General features: G+C 64.1%; 17 protein-coding genes and 1 tRNA gene. 10 read left to right on the top strand and 8 right to left on the bottom strand.

Annotated features, from left to right (window positions below):
- Window positions 1–66 precede the first annotated feature (66 nt).
- From HPQ62_RS18695 to HPQ62_RS18715, 5 genes are all read left to right on the top strand, one after another.
- Entirely contained in the window at window positions 67–981 is a 915-nt protein-coding gene (locus HPQ62_RS18695; RefSeq protein ID WP_174804110.1) for a branched-chain amino acid ABC transporter permease, read from the top strand.
- Complete coding sequence (locus HPQ62_RS18700) at window positions 978–1,973, top strand: branched-chain amino acid ABC transporter permease (protein ID WP_174804111.1); 996 nt, start codon at window positions 978–980, stop codon at window positions 1,971–1,973. Before HPQ62_RS18695 ends, HPQ62_RS18700 begins: the two co-directional genes overlap by 4 nt.
- Window positions 1,966–2,715 carry an ABC transporter ATP-binding protein gene (locus HPQ62_RS18705; RefSeq protein WP_174804112.1) on the top strand — a complete coding sequence of 250 codons (750 nt, stop codon included), beginning with the start codon at window positions 1,966–1,968 and terminating at the stop codon, window positions 2,713–2,715. Before HPQ62_RS18700 ends, HPQ62_RS18705 begins: the two co-directional genes overlap by 8 nt.
- Window positions 2,712–3,401, top strand: coding sequence for an ABC transporter ATP-binding protein (locus HPQ62_RS18710; protein WP_174804113.1), 690 nt, complete (start codon window positions 2,712–2,714; stop codon window positions 3,399–3,401). The genes HPQ62_RS18705 and HPQ62_RS18710 overlap by 4 nt, the downstream gene beginning before the upstream one ends.
- Before the next feature lie 112 nt (window positions 3,402–3,513).
- Window positions 3,514–4,560 carry an alanine racemase gene (locus tag HPQ62_RS18715; RefSeq protein ID WP_174804114.1) on the top strand — a complete coding sequence of 349 codons (1,047 nt, stop codon included), beginning with the start codon at window positions 3,514–3,516 and terminating at the stop codon, window positions 4,558–4,560.
- Window positions 4,561–4,765: 205 nt separating this feature from the next.
- Here HPQ62_RS18715 and HPQ62_RS18720 read toward each other — a convergent pair whose 3' ends face one another.
- Window positions 4,766–5,476 (bottom strand): copper homeostasis protein CutC, encoded by a 711-nt coding sequence (locus tag HPQ62_RS18720; protein ID WP_174804115.1) that lies wholly within the window; start codon window positions 5,474–5,476, stop codon window positions 4,766–4,768.
- A gap of 109 nt (window positions 5,477–5,585) precedes the next feature.
- Window positions 5,586–5,661 (bottom strand) — tRNA-Thr (locus HPQ62_RS18725).
- A gap of 310 nt (window positions 5,662–5,971) precedes the next feature.
- Here HPQ62_RS18725 and HPQ62_RS18730 point away from each other — a divergent pair.
- Entirely contained in the window at window positions 5,972–6,592 is a 621-nt protein-coding gene (locus tag HPQ62_RS18730; RefSeq protein ID WP_174804116.1) for a hypothetical protein, read from the top strand.
- Here the strand turns inward: HPQ62_RS18730 and HPQ62_RS18735 are convergent.
- On the bottom strand, window positions 6,573–7,469 hold the full coding sequence (locus HPQ62_RS18735) for a DMT family transporter (RefSeq protein ID WP_174804117.1): 897 nt from the start codon (window positions 7,467–7,469) through the stop codon (window positions 6,573–6,575). The two genes, HPQ62_RS18730 and HPQ62_RS18735, sit on opposite strands and share 20 nt — an antisense overlap.
- A gap of 293 nt (window positions 7,470–7,762) precedes the next feature.
- On the opposite strand from HPQ62_RS18735, the gene HPQ62_RS18740 reads away from it, so the two are divergent.
- Window positions 7,763–8,158 carry a VOC family protein gene (locus tag HPQ62_RS18740; protein ID WP_174804118.1) on the top strand — a complete coding sequence of 132 codons (396 nt, stop codon included), beginning with the start codon at window positions 7,763–7,765 and terminating at the stop codon, window positions 8,156–8,158.
- A 17-nt stretch (window positions 8,159–8,175) separates the two neighbouring features.
- Here the strand turns inward: HPQ62_RS18740 and HPQ62_RS18745 are convergent, their stop codons facing one another.
- Together HPQ62_RS18745 and HPQ62_RS18750 are read right to left on the bottom strand one after the other, a co-directional pair.
- Window positions 8,176–8,706, bottom strand: a complete 531-nt coding sequence (locus tag HPQ62_RS18745) for an AAA family ATPase (RefSeq protein WP_174804119.1) — start codon at window positions 8,704–8,706, stop codon at window positions 8,176–8,178.
- Window positions 8,707–8,712: 6 nt separating this feature from the next.
- Entirely contained in the window at window positions 8,713–9,060 is a 348-nt protein-coding gene (locus HPQ62_RS18750) for an MliC family protein (RefSeq protein WP_244629771.1), read from the bottom strand.
- A 152-nt stretch (window positions 9,061–9,212) separates the two neighbouring features.
- Between HPQ62_RS18750 and HPQ62_RS18755 the strand changes: the two genes are divergently transcribed.
- From HPQ62_RS18755 to HPQ62_RS18765, 3 genes are all read left to right on the top strand, one after another.
- Window positions 9,213–10,499: an Hsp70 family protein gene (locus tag HPQ62_RS18755; protein WP_174804121.1), complete on the top strand. Its 1,287-nt coding sequence runs from the start codon at window positions 9,213–9,215 to the stop codon at window positions 10,497–10,499.
- Window positions 10,500–10,667: 168 nt separating this feature from the next.
- Entirely contained in the window at window positions 10,668–12,248 is a 1,581-nt protein-coding gene (locus HPQ62_RS18760) for a GMC family oxidoreductase (RefSeq protein ID WP_174804122.1), read from the top strand.
- 263 nt (window positions 12,249–12,511) lie between these two features.
- Entirely contained in the window at window positions 12,512–13,513 is a 1,002-nt protein-coding gene (locus tag HPQ62_RS18765; RefSeq protein WP_174804123.1) for a LacI family DNA-binding transcriptional regulator, read from the top strand.
- A gap of 268 nt (window positions 13,514–13,781) precedes the next feature.
- Here HPQ62_RS18765 and ispG read toward each other — a convergent pair whose 3' ends face one another.
- Genes ispG through HPQ62_RS18780 form a run of 3 tightly spaced genes read right to left on the bottom strand, consistent with a single transcriptional unit; the run spans window position 13,782 to window position 17,043 of the window.
- The gene (gene ispG / locus HPQ62_RS18770) at window positions 13,782–15,032 is read right to left on the bottom strand and encodes a flavodoxin-dependent (E)-4-hydroxy-3-methylbut-2-enyl-diphosphate synthase (protein ID WP_174804124.1); all 1,251 of its coding nucleotides are present in this window, start codon (window positions 15,030–15,032) and stop codon (window positions 13,782–13,784) included.
- Window positions 15,033–15,085: 53 nt separating this feature from the next.
- Window positions 15,086–16,267 carry an MFS transporter gene (locus tag HPQ62_RS18775; RefSeq protein WP_174804125.1) on the bottom strand — a complete coding sequence of 394 codons (1,182 nt, stop codon included), beginning with the start codon at window positions 16,265–16,267 and terminating at the stop codon, window positions 15,086–15,088.
- A complete protein-coding gene (locus HPQ62_RS18780) occupies window positions 16,264–17,043 on the bottom strand; it encodes a DeoR/GlpR family DNA-binding transcription regulator (protein ID WP_174804126.1) in 780 nt (259 codons plus the stop codon). Before HPQ62_RS18780 ends, HPQ62_RS18775 begins: the two co-directional genes overlap by 4 nt.
- Window position 17,044 lies beyond the last annotated feature (1 nt).

The raw sequence follows: 17,044 nt of genomic DNA on the forward strand, positions 1-17,044 counted from the left end.
GGGCCTTTTGCCGGGCTGGCGCTGACGCGCCGGCCCCTCACTCCACATCTTTCGAAGGAGGAGCGGGTGTCGCTCTTTGTCGAACAGGCCCTGAACGGCCTGCAGTACGGCATGATGCTGTTCCTGATGGCGGCCGGCCTGACGCTGGTCTTCGGCGTCATGGGGCTGATCAATCTCGCTCACGGCTCGCTTTTCATGGTCGGCGCATTCGCCTGCGCCTTCGGGGCGGCGGCGACCGGCCACTACTGGCTCGGCCTTGCCGCAAGCCTGCTGGTTTCCGCCGGCGTCGGCGCGCTGATCGAGGTCGGCATCATCCGCAAGCTTTATGCCCGCAATCATCTCGACCAGGTGCTGGCGACCTTCGCGCTGATCCTGGTGTTTTCGGAAGGCACACGATGGGTCTTCGGGTCCTTCCCGCTCTATCTCAACCTGCCCAACCTGCTGTCCGGGGCCGTCACTCTGCCCGGCGGGCTGCAATATCCGATGTTCCGCCTCGTCATCATCGGTTTCGGCATCGCGATCGCGATCGGGCTCTGGCTGCTGATCGCGCGCACGCGGCTCGGCATCCGCATCCGCGCCGGTGAGGCCGACCGGGAAATGATTGCCGCACTCGGCGTCGATATTGCGGCGCTCTATACCATCGTCTTCGCGCTGGGCGCGGCGCTTGCGGGCTTTGCCGGCGCGCTGGTCGGCTCGATCCAGTCGGTGCAGGTCGGCATGGGCGAACCGGTGCTGATCCTCGCCTTCGTCGTGGTCGTCATCGGCGGCATCGGGTCGATCAAGGGCGCGCTGATCGGCGCGCTGCTTGTGGGGATGACGGACACGCTCGGCAAGGCGCTGCTGCCGTCCCTGTTCGCAGCACTCGGCGGCGGTGCCGGCGCCAATGCCATGGGGGCGACCGTCGCCTCGATGCTGATCTACATCCTGATGGCCGTGGTCCTGGTTATCCGCCCGCAGGGCCTGTTCGGGGCAAGAGCATGACCCGCGAAATCATCATCAATCTCGTCATCTTCCTCGCGCTCATCGCCTTTGCGATCGGCGCGCATCTGATGGGCAACGGCTTTGCCGTGACGCTCGCCACCAAGGCGGCGATCTTCGCGCTCGCCGGCGTCGGCCTCAACCTCGCACTCGGCTATGGCGGGCTGGTCTCGCTCGGCCATGCGGCCTTCTTCGGCGTCGGCGGCTATGTGACCGGCATTCTGGCAAGCCATGCGATGTCCGGCGAACCGGTGTTCACCCTCCCCTTCACGCTGGCCGGCAGCAATGACATGCTCGGCATCTGGCCGATGGCGATGGTGGCAGGCGGCATCCTGGCGCTCGCGATCGGCCTTCTGTCACTCAGGACCACCGGCGTCTACTTCATCATGGTGACGCTCGCCTTTGCGCAGATGGTGTTCTATTTCGCGATCAGCTGGCCGCGCTATGGCGGCGAGGACGGGTTGAGCTTTTATGTCCGCAACAATTTCCCGGGCATGAACACCTTCGATCCGATCCAGTATTTTGCCATATGCGCTGCGCTGCTGGCGATCGCGCTGGTCTTCACCGCCGTTGTCACCCAGTCGCGCTACGGCCTTGCGCTGCAGGCGGCGCGCCAGAACCGGCAGCGCAGCATGGCCGTCGGCATCCGGCCCTATGGCGTGCTGCTGGTCGCCTTCGTGCTGTCCGGCATGATCGTGGCGCTCGCGGGCTCGCTCTATGCCGATCTCAACCGCTTCGTAAGCCCGGCCATGCTGTCGTGGCACATGTCTGGCGAGATCATGGTGTTTGTCATCCTCGGCGGCGTCGGCAGGCTTTGCGGACCGGTCGCGGGCGCTGCCATCTACATCCTGCTCGAACACCTGCTCGGCGGCATCAGCGAATACTGGCAGGCGCTGCTCGGCATCCTGCTGCTGGTGATCGTGATCTATTCGCCGGGCGGCCTGATCGGGCTCGTCACCGGGCGTCTTTTCCAGGGGAGAGCGCGCGATGCATGATCCGGTCCTTTCAATCACCGATCTGCGCAAGGCCTATGGCGCGCTGACCGTGACGGATGGCGTCAGCCTGACGCTGCTGCCGGGCGAGATCCATGCGCTGATCGGGCCGAACGGCGCCGGCAAATCGACGCTGATCAAGCAGATCGTCGGGGAAACCCGCCCCGATCACGGCACGATCCGTTTCGAGGGCCAGGTGATTGACGATCTCGACGCCGCAGCCCGCGCCCGTCTCGGCCTTGCCCGTTCATTCCAGGTGTCGTCGGTGATCGCCGATTTCACGGTGTTGCAGAATGTCATGCTTGCTGTGGCGGGAGCATCGGGGCGGACGTTCCGCTTCTTCCTGCCCGCGCTTTCCGATCGCAAGCTCACCGAGCCCGCCATGTACCATATCGGCGAGGCGGGGCTTTCAGAACGCTACAATGTCACGGTTTCCTCGCTTTCCCATGGCGAGCGGCGGAAGCTCGAAATCGCGATGGCGCTTGCCATGCGGCCGAGGGCCTTTCTGCTCGACGAGCCGATGGCCGGCATGGGGCTCGAGGGCGGAAAGCAGCTCACCGCCACCCTTGCCGAACTGAAGCGCGAGGCGCCGATCCTGCTTGTGGAGCACGACATGGATGCCGTCTTCGCCCTTGCCGACCGCATTTCGGTGCTGGTCTACGGCAAGATCATCGCATCGGGCAGCGTCGCCGAAATCCGCGCCAATCCGGAAGTGCGCCGTTCCTATCTCGGAGAAGAGGCATGACCCGGCTCCTCGAACTCGAAAACGTCACCGCCGCCTATGGCGCGGTGCGCGCGCTCTTCAACATCTCGCTTGCCATGGACGAGGGCGAGGTGGTGGCGCTGATGGGGCGCAATGGCATGGGCAAGACCACCACGATCCGCTGCATCAGCCGGCTGCTCCCGCATTCGGGCGGCACGCTTGCCTTTGCCGGGAGGGACGTCAAGGGTTTGACCGCGCCCAAGGTCGCCCGTCTCGGCGTCGGCCTCGTGCCGGAGGGACGGCGCTGTTTTGCGCCGCTGACAGTTGCCGAAAACCTGGTGGTCGCCGCCCGTCCGGGGCCCTGGGATATCGAGCGCGTCTCGGCGCTTTTTCCCCGCCTCAAGGAACGCATGCGGCAGACATCGGCGACACTTTCGGGCGGCGAACAGCAGATGCTGGCGATCGGCCGGGCGCTGATGACCAATCCGCGCCTTCTGATCCTTGATGAAGCGACCGAGGGCCTGGCGCCGGTGGTGCGCCAGGAGATCTGGGCGGGCGTCAGGGCACTCAAGGCGGAGGGGCTTTCGATCCTGCTGGTCGACAAGTCGCTGAAGGAAATCGCCTCCGTCGCCGACAAGGCGGTGATCATCGAGCGCGGCGAAACGGTGTGGCAGGGCGGGATTGACGGCCTGACGCCGGAGCTGACGGACCAGTATCTCGGCGTCTGACGGTGTTTTGGTATATCCGGCGGCATTACGCTATGATCACGGTTCGGCCGGCCTGGGTATCTCTCAGACAGCCGCCTGGACCTCCGTAAGCGATCGATCAGCAGGAGACGACGTGACCTACGAAGACATCGAAACCCCCGCACCGCTTGTTGATCTCGCCATCGTCGATGCCAATCTTAAACGCATGCAGGACTATTGCGACCGGCACGGCATTGCGCTCAGACCGCATATCAAGACACACAAGAGCGTCGCCATGGCGAAGCGGCAGCTGGCGCTTGGCGCGCGCGGCATCACCTGCCAGACACTGGGCGAAGCCGAGATCATGGCCGATGCCGGATTTGACGATATCCTGATTTCCTATCCGCTGATCGGCAAGGTGAAAAGGCTTGCAGCCCTTGCGGCCCGGATCAGGCTGACCGTCGCAATCGACAGCCTTGCTGCGCTTGAGGCAGCGGCCGAAGCCGCAACCCTTGCAGGATCGGACATCGCCGTGCTTGTCGAATTCGATACCGGGGCAAAACGCACGGGCGTCGTCAGCGTCGAAGAGGCGCTTGCCCTTGCCGGAAAGGTGACCGGGACCGGAAATCTCGTCTTCGCCGGGTTGATGACCTATCCGGCGAACGAGAACACCGTCACCTTCGTCAATGCCGCGCGCGCCGCATTCGAACAGGCCGGCATCGCGATCCCGCTGGTTTCGGGCGGCGGCACGCCGGATGCGTTTCTCGTCCACACGCTCGGCGTGATCGACGAATTGCGGGTGGGCACCTATATCTACAACGACCGGATGATGATGGGCGCCAGCCACGCCAGGCTTGAAGACTGCGCCTTCGATGTCGTGGTCACCGTCGTCAGCCGCCCGGAGCCGGACAGGGCCGTCATCGATGCGGGATCGAAGTCGCTGACCAGCGATCCTTCCGGCAAGGGCGGACCGGGCCATGGCCTGATCAGGGAATATCCGGACGCCGTGATCGATCGCCTCAGCGAGGAACACGGCATGGTCGACCTGTCGAAATGCGACAGGAAACCCGAGATCGGCGAAAGGCTGCGGGTTGTTCCCAACCATGTCTGCCCGGTCACCAACCTGCACGATCAGGTTCTGGTGCTGGAAAACGGAACGATCAGCGCCTGGGCGGTGGATGCCCGCGGCCTTACCCGATAGGGCAAGTCCGGATTTCCCCGCAAAGCAAGGCCGCCCTGCCTGCTTGTCTTGGCGCAAGAAGGGGTGTGACGGGTGTGCCCCCCTGACTGCGAGATGGTGTGGAGCAGTCGTGCCTCCGGCGGACGCAGTGCCTGCCCTTGTCCCTGCCACAGTCCGTGCGCTGTTTCAGGCCGGCATCCGCTTCATCCGGAAATCGCCCGAGGCGTCAGGCCATGGCGGCCTTCAGCGCCCGGATTGCGCGCTCATCGGTGTGGCGTGGAGCAGCACTTTCAAAACCCTGCAGCTTCATGGGCTCGCCCTGGTGGCGGATTGTACATGAGGCATGAAGCTGCGTGATGCCGGGGATATCCAGAAACAGATGAGCATTGGACGCATTGATGCCGCTTCCGGGCATCAATGCGATCCGGCCGTCTGCGGCGGCAGCCAGCGCTTCGATCAGCGCCCTGCCCTCGCTCGCACGCGGTTCCTGGCCGGAGGTCAGGATGCGCGGAATGCCAAGCGCAATCGCCCTTTCAAGCGCGGCAAAGGGATCCCGCGTGAGATCGAAGGCGCGGTGCAGCGTGATGTCCATGCCATGGGCCGCCTCCATCAGCCGGGAAAGCCCTGCCTCATCGAGTTCGTGATGCGTGTCGAGCGCACCGATCGCCACGCCTGCAATGCCGGCCTCTCGGCAGAATGCGATATCGCGCAGCATGGTCTTGTACTCGGCTTCGGAATAGACAAAGCCGCCGGCGCGCGGACGGATCAGGACATGGACCGGTATCGATGCACCGGCGGCGATTTCGATCAGTCCCGGCGAGGGGGTCAGTCCGCCCTGATCGGGCGCCATGCAGAGCTCGATCCGATCCGCGCCCGCTTGCACCGCCGTATCAAGCCCGGCAATGTCGCCGACGCAGATTTCGAGCAGATTGGTCATCGCGCCTCCTCCGGCCGTGAGGATTGAATAACAGCAGAGCGCCCGCCAGACCAGTTCCCGCCTGAAGGCATGACGGCCCCAAGGGGCAAAAAATCAGGCTTGAAGGAAATGGTGCCGCTTACGTGACTCGAACACGTGACCCCATCATTACGAATGATGTGCTCTACCAACTGAGCTAAAGCGGCCCGAACGCGGATTTTGCGTTGCAGTGGGCTGTTACAGGCTCTTTGGCCATTTTTCAAGCGTCTTGGCGCCCGGGCTTTTAAAAAAGATGACGGCCGAGAGACGGGCGACACTGCCGTTGCCTGGCTTTCGGGCTGCCGCTCCCGCCCCGCATGCCCCTTCCGGCCGCAAGAACGGCAGGCGGCGGCGAGCGCATCCATCCGATATCGTCCTCGGGGATCTTGCTCGCCGGCAAAGGGAAATGCAACCATGCGGGCGCCTGTGACACTGAGCCGGCTCAAGCCTCTACCGACTGCCTGAAAGCGACATGACATGATGACGTTCACCAATTCCGCCAGAAACCTGATCCTTACGGTCCTCCTGCTGGCGGGCCCGGCATCGGCAGCGCTTGCCGCGTGCCCGGCTTCATCGGACCTCGCACAGGGCATCGTGCTGACCCGCAGCGTCGACGGATATGCCATCCTCTACCGGGAAAGCGCCGGGGAATTGATCAGCCGGTATCAATATCCAAGGGGAGCCGAGCCGGCCGACGATGTCACGGCGACATTTGCCCATGCCCTGCTCCCCACCATGCGCGCTGGAGACAAGGGCGCTTTCCGCTTCGTCTATGACAAGCCGGTTGCGGGCATCGACGACAGGCTTGCCGACGGCAATGACTGGCAGAGCGGCGTCACCTTCCTGATAGACGGCAAGACCATATCGAAGGGCACGATGGACGTGACCTTCAGGGGCAGGCAATCGGTTGCGCTCGGCGCCTGCCACTACCAGGCCCTGATCGTGGAAACCGCGCTTCTGCTCGAAGACACCGCCCCGATCGCCTTTCGCTACAGCTATGTCCCCTCGCTAGGCATCCCTGTCGAGGCGATCCGGATCGACCAGCACGGCAACCCCGTATCCAGCGTCACCTATGATTCTATCCGTCTTGCACGGTGATCTTGTCTTTGCCTGACGACGGGCGGGCGGAGAGCACGCAGGCGGCGACGATCAGGCCGGCACCGAACAGCGTCGTCACCGTCGGAATCTCGTCGAAAAACAGATAGCCATAGAGCCCGGCCCAGACCAGCGCCGAATAATCGATCACGGCATAGAGCGAGACCGTCACGCGGGCGAGCCCCGAAAGCAGCAGGATGAAACCGAGCGCCCCGCAAAGCCCGATCAGCGCGATCTGCCAGGAGAGTGCCGCGGGCGGCGCCTGCCAGACGACAAGCGCCATCGGCAGCGAAAACAGCGCGGCAAACACCGCCTGCATCAGGCTGAGGACGGCTGGGTGTTCGCTTGTCGCGTTCTGCTTCATCGCAACGGCTGCCAGCGCGTAGATCACTGGCGCGAGCAGGCCTGCAAGGATTGCCGGCAACGCCACCGGCGGTCCGGCAAGCCCGGTTCCGCGGGTGAACACGATCAGGCCGGAGCCGGCCACCGCAAGCGCGATTGCAAACACCAGATGCCGGCCGGGCCTTTCCCCGAACACCAGCGTGCCGAGCACCGCCATATAGATCGGCCCGGTCATGGCAAGCGCGAGCGCCATCACCAGCGGCATGCCGGAAAGCCCGTAGAAGAACGCGCTGGCGGTTGCTGCGACCAGAAAGCCGCGCAGCGCATAGGCCGAGAGCTGGCCGCGCTTCGGCCACTGGCGCACGAAGAGCGCCACGAACAGGGCGAGCAGCAGCGCCGCAACCGTGTAGCGCAGGAACACGACCTGAAAGCTTGAAAGCGCGGCGCCAAGGCTTTTCGCCAGCGCATCGACGCCCGAAAGCATGGCGACGGCGGCGATGCAGAGAGCAGCGCCAGAAGACCGGCTTGACGACAGCATGGCGAACCCTCCCCGAACATCTCCGGCGATAGCTGCGGCGGACGGGACGGTCAAGCCGGGGAGACCGGGCGCCGGTACGCACCCGGCTCTGTCATTGTGCAAGGGGGACGGCTTTCGAGCCGCCATCAGGGCACCCAGGCGCCCCCCTTTTCCATTCCATCACGCGCAAAAGCGTTTTAGGGTCGCAGCCGTCGCGCGGGATGGCGCGGCCGATGCGCAGGCCAGTCTTGCCCCTGCCTGGATCAAGCCGCCGGTTTGAAACGCAACACGATCAACAAGAGGACAAGCCGCTGATGGCCAAGATGATACATTCAATGATCCGGGTGCTCGATGAAGCGCGCTCGACCGATTTCTACAGGCTCCTCTTCGGCCTGGAGGTGATCGATCGCTACCCTTTCGACGGCTTCACCCTGATCTATCTCGCCAATGCCGAAACCGGCTTCGAACTCGAGCTGACCACCAACGAAAGCCAGAGCGAACCGTATGATCTCGGTAACGGCTACGGGCACCTGGCGGTCTCGGTCGAGGATGTGGCGGCAGAGCACGAGCGGCTGACGGCGCTTGGCATTCCGGTCGGAAAGCTTGTCACCATGGAGCGCGATGGCGCCGCCTTCGCAAAGTTCTTCTTCGTCACCGATCCCGACGGCTACAAGATCGAGGTGCTCCAGCGCGGCGGTCGTTTCCGGTAGCAGACGGCAGCGGGCCTTCAGGCGCCAAGCGTGGCGAGGACGAAATCGGCACGCTGACCGACGCCGGTCTTCGGCAGCACCACCGTTTGAAAGCCGAACCGCGGATAGATCTCCATCAGCCGTTGATATTCGGCGATACCGTCCTCAAGCCCGTGGCGTCTGGCATCATCAAGATGGTGGATCTCGGGCCAGGGCGGGGTCATGAACGCAAGTGGGCTGAAACGGCCCCGAAGGGCCTCCGGCACGGCGACGGTCTCGCCGGTCGCGTGCGCCAGTGCGGCGATGGCATCGATCAGGCCGCGGTCGAAGAACACCCAGCCGTCATGGCCGCTGACGGCAGCGCAGTCTTCAAGCGCCATCGCGATGGCGCGTCGGGCGAAGGCTTCGAGGTCGACCCAGGGAAGGGCGGCGCCATCGCCGGCGCGCTCTTCCGCGACGATCCGCCGCCCGGGCTCTTCCACCACCTTATGGCCACGGCGTTCGAGTTCCGTAAGCAGCGTCGACTTGCCGCCCCCGGAACAGCCGGACAGAATGACCATATTGCGCATCAGGCGCTATTTCGCACCCGTGCAGGCAGTGCCCGGATCATTCTCGCCCTTGGTCACATCATAGAGCGTGCCGTCATTGCCCTTGCTCCACCAGACATACTGGCCTGCCGCATAGCGCGCGCCGGAGGCCGCGATGACTTCGGCCGCAATGATGTGGTTGTCGGGCCACTGAAGCTCTGCCAGCATGATCTGGTCGCCGTTGATGTAGCGGGCGTCGAGCGTGAAATCCCCGCAGTCATATTTTGCGGCAATTTCCGTGGTGCCTTCCGGCAGGGTGAGCGTTACCGCCTCGTCGGCCTTCGCCTGAACGGCGAAAAGCGGAAGTGCTGCGGCGAGAAGTATGAGAGCTTTCATGTAATCCTCCTGATTTGACACCATGATACATCAGCTTTGGCAAGGGGGCCGACACGCATAGGTTTATTCCCGAAAATTCCTTCCGGCCCTTGCAATCATTTCCGGCGGACGTATAACCGCCGGCCCTTCCACATCCTGACAGGACAAGCACCATGACCGCGCTCGGCCTCGACTTCGGCACGACCAACACCGTCATCGCAATCCCCGGCAGCGCTGAGGGAGAGACGCACTCGCTCTCCTTCGAGAGCCGCGCCGGCGTGACCGATACGATGCGCACCTGCCTCTCCTTCATGAAGGACCGGCAGGCGGGTTTCGGCGCGCCGCTGGCAACGGAAGCAGGCGCTGCCGCGATCCGCACGCTGATCGACCATCCTGGCGAATGCCGCTTCCTGCAATCGATCAAGACCTATGCGGCAAGCCCGCTGTTCAAGGAAACCGCCGTGCTCGGCCGCCGGCACTCCTTCGCCGATCTGATGGCGGTGTTTCTGGAAAAGCTGATGGATTACGCCGGCGACGGCTGGCCCGGCGACGTTTCCCGCGTGGTGGCCGGCCGGCCGGTGCGTTTTGCCGGCATCGGCGCGGATGAGGCCCTTGCGCTCGAGCGGTACAACGACGCGCTGTCGCGCTTCGGCTTTCCGGAGATCCGCTTCGTGCTGGAGCCGGTGGCGGCGGCCTGGTATTTCGCCGAGCGTCTCAAAAGCGACGCCAATGTGCTGGTCGCCGATTTCGGCGGCGGCACCACCGACTATTCGATCATCCGGTTTTCGAAGACGGCGGGGAAACTGTCTGCCGAGCCGCTCTCCCATTCGGGCGTGGGCGTTGCCGGCGACATGTTCGACTATCGCATCATCGACAATGTCGTCAGCCCGATGATCGGCAAGGGCTCGCATTACAAAAGCTTCGGCAAGACGCTCGACGTGCCCTCGAACTACTACGCCAATTTCGGCCGCTGGAGCCAGCTCTCGATCTTCAAGACCACCCGCGACTTCACCGATCTGAAAAGCCTGGTGCGCGATGCCACCGACCCGGACGCGCTCGAACTCTTCATCGAGCTCATCGAGAATGACGAGGGCTACCCGCTCTATGAGGCCGTGTCGGCCACCAAGCGGGCGTTGTCGCAAGCCGACGAGGCGGAGTTCTTCTTTTCGCCGCTTGGGCGTGACAGCCGCCGCACCGTCCGCCGCGCGGACTTCGAAGGCTGGATTGCCGGCGAACTCGCCCAGATGGAGGAGGCCCTCGACGAGGCGATCGCCGGCGCCGGCCTTCAGCCGAAGGATATCGACAAGGTGTTCCTGACCGGCGGCACCTCGTTCGTGCCCGCCGTGCGCAAGATCTTCGAAAACCGGTTTTCCGAAATCGAAACCGGCGGGGAACTGCTCTCGATTGCCCACGGCCTCGCGCTGATCGGCAAGGAGGACGCCTTTCCAGGGCAAGCCTGACACCGGTTTTCCAGGACACGGCATCAGGCTTCAAGCCTACGCTTCAGCGGGCTCGTTCCGGCATGGCGGGGAGGGTTTCCTGCCTCTCCTCGAGCCGCTTGGTGTTTCCTCACGAGACTATTGGAACGTTCCTAGTTCTGTGCTAATCCTCCCGCGGGAGGATGTTTCATGGGTTATGATTTCATCATTGTCGGCGGTGGTTCGGCGGGTTCGGTGCTGGCGGCGAGGCTTTCCGAAAACCCCGAGGTCAGCGTGCTTTTGCTGGAGGCCGGCGGCAGCGACCGGCACCCGTTCTACACCCTTCCGGCGGGCTTTGCCAAAATGACCAAGGGGATCGGCAGCTGGGGCTGGCACACCGTTCCGCAGCGGCACATGAACAACATGTCGATCCGCTATACCCAGGCCAAGGTGATTGGCGGCGGCTCCTCCATCAACGCCCAGATCTACACCCGCGGCAACCGGCTGGATTATGACGAATGGCGTCAGATGGGCTGCACGGGCTGGAGCTATGACGATGTGCTGCCCTTCTTCCGCAAGGCCGAGGACAACGACACCTACGACAATGAATATCACGGCAAGGGCGGTCCGCTTGGGGTTTCGAAGCCTTCCGCACCGCTGCCGATCTGCGAGGCCTATTTCAGGGCAGCGGGGGAAATGGGCATTCCGTTCAACGCCGACATGACCGGCGAGCGCCAGGACGGCGTCGGCTATTACCAGCTGACCCAGCGCCATGCGCGCCGCTCCTCTGCCGCCAAGGCCTATCTCGCGCCCACCCGCCACCGCAAGAACCTCACCATCCGCACCGGTGTCGAGACCCGGCGCATCCGCATCGAAAACGGCCGTGCGACGGGCGTCGAGACCGCCACGGGCGAGGTGCTGACGGCTGGGCGCGAGGTGCTGCTGTCATCGGGCGCGATCGGTTCTCCGCGTCTTTTGATGTTATCCGGCATCGGCCCGGCCGAGCACCTGCGCAAGGCCGGGATCGAGGCCGTGTTCGATCATCCCGAAGTGGGCGAGAATTTTCAGGACCATCTCGACCTCTTCACCATCCTCGAATGCGCCGGCGACTTTACCTATGACAAATATGCCGAGCCATTCTGGTCGGCGGTGGCGGGGCTTCAATACCTCCTGACCCGCAAGGGCCCGGTCGCCTCCAGCCTGTTCGAGACCGGCGGCTTCTGGTATGCAGAAGAGGCCGCGCGCTCGCCCGACATCCAGTTTCATCTCGGCCTCGGCTCCGGCATCGAGGCGGGCGTGGAAAAGATGAAGAACCCCGGCGTGACCCTGAATTCGGCCTATCTCAGGCCACGCTCGCGCGGCTCGGTGCGGCTCAAATCCGCCAATCCCGCCGATGCGCCGCTGATCGATCCGAATTACTGGGCCGATCCCCATGACCGCGCAATGTCGATCAAGGGATTGAAGCTTGCGCAGGAGATCATGCATCAGGATGCGTTGAAGCCCTTCATCAAGCGGGAAATGCTGCCCGGACCGAAGGTGAAGACCGATGACGACTATTTCGCCTATGCCTGCCGCCACGCCAAGACGGACCATCATCCCGCCGGCACCTGCCGCATGGGCGCGGATGCGCGCGCCGTCGTCGATCCGGAACTCAAGTTCAACGGCATCGGCCAACTGCGCATCGTCGACGCCTCGATCATGCCGACGCTGATCTCGTCCAACACCAATGCCGCCGCCATCATGATCGGCGAAAAAGCCGCCGACATGATCGCCCGCGAACACGGACTGTGAGGGCTTGCGGAGCGTGCGCGAAGGGAGCATGAAGCGACTGGCGCCGATTTCGCAGTTCGGCTGAACGCGGCGAAAGGCATCGAGACTGAGTCATGGAGCCGCCTCTCTCCTTCCGGGTCATCCTCGGGCTTGACCCGAGGATCCAGGCGGGTTTTCCGTGTGGCGTGGATGCTCGGGTCAAGCCCGAGCATGACGCTGAAAGAGATGTGTGGACCTGAACCTGCGGACTGGTGACCGCCGGGTGACCCCTCGAGGGAGCGAAAATGGCAAAACGACCGACGATCATCGATGTGGCCCGCCATGCAGGGGTGTCCAAATCGACGGTCTCGCTCGTGCTGCAGAACTCCGCGCTGGTCAAGAAGACGACGCGCAGCCGTGTCGAGCAATCCATGCAGGCGCTCAACTATGTCTATAACCGGACCGCTGCCAATCTGCGCGGCGCAGAAGCCGGGCTGATCGGCCTCGTCATCAATGATCTGCGCAACCCGTTCTTCGCCGAATTCGCGGCCAGCGCCCAGATGACCTTTGCCGAGCACGGCTTTGCGACCGTAATCGCCAATACCGATGAAGACGTCACGATCCAGGCGCAGGTGATTTCCTCCATGGTCGAACACGGCGTTTCCGCGCTGATCATTTCGCCGGCCTATGGCGACGAAGGGGCGGTGTTCGAGCGGATTGGGCGGGCGGGCCTGCCTGCCCTTCAGGTGCTGCGCATGGCGTCGCCCGATACGGCGCGTTTTCCCTTTGCCTCGCTCGATTACGAAAGCGGCAGCCTGGAGGCTGCCCGGCATCTTGTCGAACGGGGGGCGCAGAAGATCGCCTTTGTCGGCGGCCTGCCGGATCGCGCCGTCACGCAGGAGCGGATGGCGGGCTACCGCGCCGTCCTCGGCGATCGCGCGCCGATAACGCTGCTTGGCCGGCCGACCCGCGCCTTTGGCCGGGATGCGGCGTTGAGCCTTGCGCGCGATCCGCGCGGCATCGATGCGGTGCTCTGCTTCAACGATCTGGTAGCGCTCGGCATGATGGCGGGTTTTGCCGAAAAAGGCATTGCCGTGGGCCACGACATCGCCCTTGTCGGATTTGACGATATCGAGGAATGCGCGCTCGCCTATCCGAAGCTCTCATCGGTCCATTGCGATATCGGCGCTTTCGGCCGCGATGCGGCGGCGACCATGCTTTCATGGCTCGAGACCGGCGAGCGCCCGCCGGAACGGCATTTGTCGCCGGTGACGCTGATGGTGCGGGAGACGAGCGGGGGAAGGTGATTCTGTAAACGAGCCTCGCGGCCAACGATCCGCCCTTGAGAGAAATCAATGGACTTGGAGCTTGCTCCCAATACTCTCTCCCGCCGGCGGGAGAGATGCCCCGAAAGGGGCAGTGAGGGTGGCACGGCATGTCGAATCGTGAAGGCGTTCGCGGTGATGGACTCCCCCCTCACTGTCGCTTTCGCGACATCTCTCCCCTCCGGGGCGAGAAGATTGGGGGGCTGTGCGGCCGCGCCAAGACGGTGATCCAAGGCCGCCGACAGACTTGTTATTCCGCCGCTTGCGTGCCCGCGCCAAAACGCTGTTCGATATAATCGGCGACCATGGCCTCGAAATCGGCGGCGATATTGGGGCCGCGCAGCGTCTTGGCCTTCTTGCCATCGACGAAGACGGGGGCCGCGGGCGTTTCGCCGGTGCCTGGCAGCGAGATGCCGATATCGGCGTGCTTGCTTTCGCCCGGCCCATTGACGATGCAGCCCATGACCGCAACGTTGAGCGATTCCACGCCCGGATATTTCTCGCGCCACACCGGCATGTTCTTGCGCAGATCGGACTGGATCTTGGAGGCAAGCTCCTGAAACACGGTCGAGGTGGTGCGCCCGCAGCCGGGACAGGCGGCCACCACCGGCACGAACTGGCGGAAGCCCATGACCTGAAGCAGTTCCTGCGCCACCTGCACCTCACGGGTGCGGTCGCCGCCGGGTTCCGGCGTCAGAGATACCCGGATCGTATCGCCAATGCCGTGCTGCAGCACATAGCCCATGGAGGCGGCAGACGCGACGATGCCCTTGGTGCCCATGCCGGCCTCGGTCAGGCCAAGATGGAGCGCGTGGTCAGAGCGATCGGCGATCATCGAATAGACCGCGATCAGATCCTGCACCTGGGAGACCTTGGCCGACAGGATGATGCGGTTCCTCGGCAGGCCGATCTCCTCCGCAAGCTCGGCAGACAGCAGCGCCGATTGCACGATCGCCTCGCGGGTAACGTCGCGGGCCGAAAGCGGCGAACCGGCCTCGGCATTCTCGTCCATCAGCCGGGTTAGGAGTTCCTGATCGAGCGAGCCCCAGTTGACGCCGATGCGGACCGGCTTGTCGTAGCGGATCGCCATTTCCACGATCTCGGCGAACTGCTTGTCCTTCTTGTCCCTGAAACCGACATTGCCGGGATTGATGCGGTATTTGGCAAGCGCTTCCGCGCAGGCAGGGTGATCGGCGAGAAGCTTGTGGCCGATATAATGGAAATCGCCGACCAGCGGCACATCGAGGCCAAGACGCTCCAGCCGTTCACGGATCTTCGGCACGGCGGCCGCCGCTTCGTCGCGGTCGACGGTGATGCGCACCAGTTCGGACCCAGCCTTGGAAAGGGCGGCGACCTGGGCAACGGTCGCATCGATATCGGCGGTATCGGTGTTGGTCATCGACTGCACCACCACCGGCGCGCCGCCACCCACGATCACGCCGCCGACATCGACGGCGACCGAGGCGCGGCGCTGCAGCGGATCATAATTCGGGCGCGACATGGTCTTCTCCGGAAAGTTCTGAGCCCTTCAGGTGGTACAATGCCGCCCGCTTGTCAACTCCGGTGGTCGCGCTCGGCGTAGCGCGCGAGCGGCGCCATCAGGAACACGATGACATGCAGAAGCGAGAGCGCCGTGAAGATCGGCGCAAAGCCGATATGCTCGGCAATGAAGCCGATCAGCGAGGGTGCGGCCAGAATGCCCGAATAGCCGAGCATGGTCGTAACCGAAAGCCCGATGCCCGGCTGCAGGCCCGGCAGATTGCCGGCTGCGGAAAATGCGACCGGCACCAGGTTCGAGATGCCGATGCCGGTGATCGCAAAGCCGATGATCACCACGGTGAGGTTGGGCGCGAGCCCGGCGCATAACAGGCCGAAGATCGAAAACGCCGCGCAGAAGCGAACCGTCATGACCGCGCCGAAACGGTCGCGCACATGGTCGCCGGCAAAGCGCATCACCGTCATCGTCAGCTGGAAGGCCGCGAAACCGAAACCGGCCGAAATCAGCGTGCCACCCAGTTCGTCACGCAGATAGATCGCGCTCCAGTCCAGGACAGCGCCTTCGGGGATCATCGAAAACAGCGCCATGATGCCGATCAGCCAGGGGAGCGGCGATCTCGGCAGGCGGATCTTTTCGCGCCGCGCGCTTTCTTCCGGCGCATCCGCGAGAATCTTCGGAAACGCAACGGCCAGCAGGACACTGGCGATGGCCGTCACGATCAGCGTGTGCCCGAGCGAGCCGACATGGGCAATCAGAAAGCCGCCGATACTGGCGCCGGCAAGGCCTCCGAGGCTCCAGAAGCCGTGGCAGGACGACATGATCGCCCGCCGCTCCGCCGTCTCGACGGCCACGGCATTGCCATTCATGGACACATCCATCGCCGCCATCAGCGCCCCGAACAGGAAGATCGCCGGCACTGCCAGCGCGACGGAGCCTGCAAGCGTGAGGAGGAGGAGCGTCGGGATGAACGCGACCGCGACGGCCTTGACGACCGGGGTTGCGCCATAACGGGCAATCAGCACGCCGGTAAACGGCATGGCCATGATCGAGCCGACGCCGAAAACCAGGATCATCAGTCCGAGCGCGGCCTCCGACAGGCGGAGACGCTCGGCGAAGACCGGTATCTTCGGCGCCCAAGAGCCCATGATGAAACCGTTCATCAGGAACAGCAGCGAGGTCGCAAGACGCGGTGAGGACATGTAGCGCCGGCGGGGCGCCGAAACGATCGTGGTGTTCATCTTCTATCCGTCGCGGGTTTGATCAGCGTGACGCCGGTTTCTTCAAGTGTCGCCCGCACGTCCGATGGCAGGCGGGCGCTGACGACGAGGCCATCCAGCGCCTCGAGCGCCAGCACGCTGCAGGGCGCGCGGGTGGCGAACTTGTCGGCGGTCACCGCCGTGATGACGCGCCGCGCACGGGTCGCGGCCTCGCGCTTGAACAGCGCATCCTCATAATGGAAGCAGGTAAGCCCCGCCTCGACATCGAGACCGCAGGTGCCGAGCAGGCACAGATCGAAATGAAAGCGCTCGAGCTCGGCCACGGATTTGGTGCCGATCGCACCGCCGACATCGCGGTGGATGATACCGCCGATCATGATCACGGTAAGGGCCTCGCGGCCATCGAGCGCTGCCGCGATCGCCGGTGCATTGGTCACGATGGTGGCCGTGGAACCCTTGGGCAGCGCGCGGGCCGCGGCGATGTTGGTGCTCGACGCATCAAGAAACACGCTCATGCCATCTTCGATCTCGCCGGCAAGAACGCGGCCGAGCGCAGCCTTTTCGGCGCTGTCCCGCCCTTCGCGGCGGCCGAGCGTGCCGTGCTGGGGCGCCACAGGAAGCGCCCCGCCATAGACGCGCTCGCACAGGCCGCGCGCGGCGAGATCGCGCAGGTCACGGCGTATCGTATCCTCGGAGACAGAAAACTCCACAGCCAGATCCGCCGCCAGCACCCGGCCTGCGGAATGAAGGCGTTCCAGGATGACGTCCTGCCGCTCGCGGATGAGAAGTTCATTCATT

The organism is Martelella limonii (assembly GCF_013344475.1).
In the GTDB taxonomy this organism is placed as follows: Bacteria; Pseudomonadota; Alphaproteobacteria; order Rhizobiales; family Rhizobiaceae; genus Martelella; species Martelella limonii.

What these genes read in the sequence shown, in the direction of transcription:
- HPQ62_RS18700 (WP_174804111.1), top strand. Translation starts at nt 978, where the DNA reads ATGACCCGCGAAATCATCATCAATCTCGTCATCTTCCTCGCGCTCATC.
- HPQ62_RS18705 (WP_174804112.1), top strand. Translation starts at nt 1,966, where the DNA reads ATGCATGATCCGGTCCTTTCAATCACCGATCTGCGCAAGGCCTATGGC.
- HPQ62_RS18710 (WP_174804113.1), top strand. Translation starts at nt 2,712, where the DNA reads ATGACCCGGCTCCTCGAACTCGAAAACGTCACCGCCGCCTATGGCGCG.
- HPQ62_RS18720 (WP_174804115.1), bottom strand. Translation starts at nt 5,476, where the DNA reads ATGACCAATCTGCTCGAAATCTGCGTCGGCGACATTGCCGGGCTTGAT.
- HPQ62_RS18730 (WP_174804116.1), top strand. Translation starts at nt 5,972, where the DNA reads ATGATGACGTTCACCAATTCCGCCAGAAACCTGATCCTTACGGTCCTC.
- HPQ62_RS18735 (WP_174804117.1), bottom strand. Translation starts at nt 7,469, where the DNA reads ATGCTGTCGTCAAGCCGGTCTTCTGGCGCTGCTCTCTGCATCGCCGCC.
- HPQ62_RS18740 (WP_174804118.1), top strand. Translation starts at nt 7,763, where the DNA reads ATGGCCAAGATGATACATTCAATGATCCGGGTGCTCGATGAAGCGCGC.
- HPQ62_RS18745 (WP_174804119.1), bottom strand. Translation starts at nt 8,706, where the DNA reads ATGCGCAATATGGTCATTCTGTCCGGCTGTTCCGGGGGCGGCAAGTCG.
- HPQ62_RS18750 (WP_244629771.1), bottom strand. Translation starts at nt 9,060, where the DNA reads ATGAAAGCTCTCATACTTCTCGCCGCAGCACTTCCGCTTTTCGCCGTT.
- HPQ62_RS18755 (WP_174804121.1), top strand. Translation starts at nt 9,213, where the DNA reads ATGACCGCGCTCGGCCTCGACTTCGGCACGACCAACACCGTCATCGCA.
- HPQ62_RS18760 (WP_174804122.1), top strand. Translation starts at nt 10,668, where the DNA reads ATGGGTTATGATTTCATCATTGTCGGCGGTGGTTCGGCGGGTTCGGTG.
- HPQ62_RS18765 (WP_174804123.1), top strand. Translation starts at nt 12,512, where the DNA reads ATGGCAAAACGACCGACGATCATCGATGTGGCCCGCCATGCAGGGGTG.
- ispG (WP_174804124.1), bottom strand. Translation starts at nt 15,032, where the DNA reads ATGTCGCGCCCGAATTATGATCCGCTGCAGCGCCGCGCCTCGGTCGCC.
- HPQ62_RS18775 (WP_174804125.1), bottom strand. Translation starts at nt 16,267, where the DNA reads ATGAACACCACGATCGTTTCGGCGCCCCGCCGGCGCTACATGTCCTCA.
- HPQ62_RS18780 (WP_174804126.1), bottom strand. Translation starts at nt 17,043, where the DNA reads ATGAATGAACTTCTCATCCGCGAGCGGCAGGACGTCATCCTGGAACGC.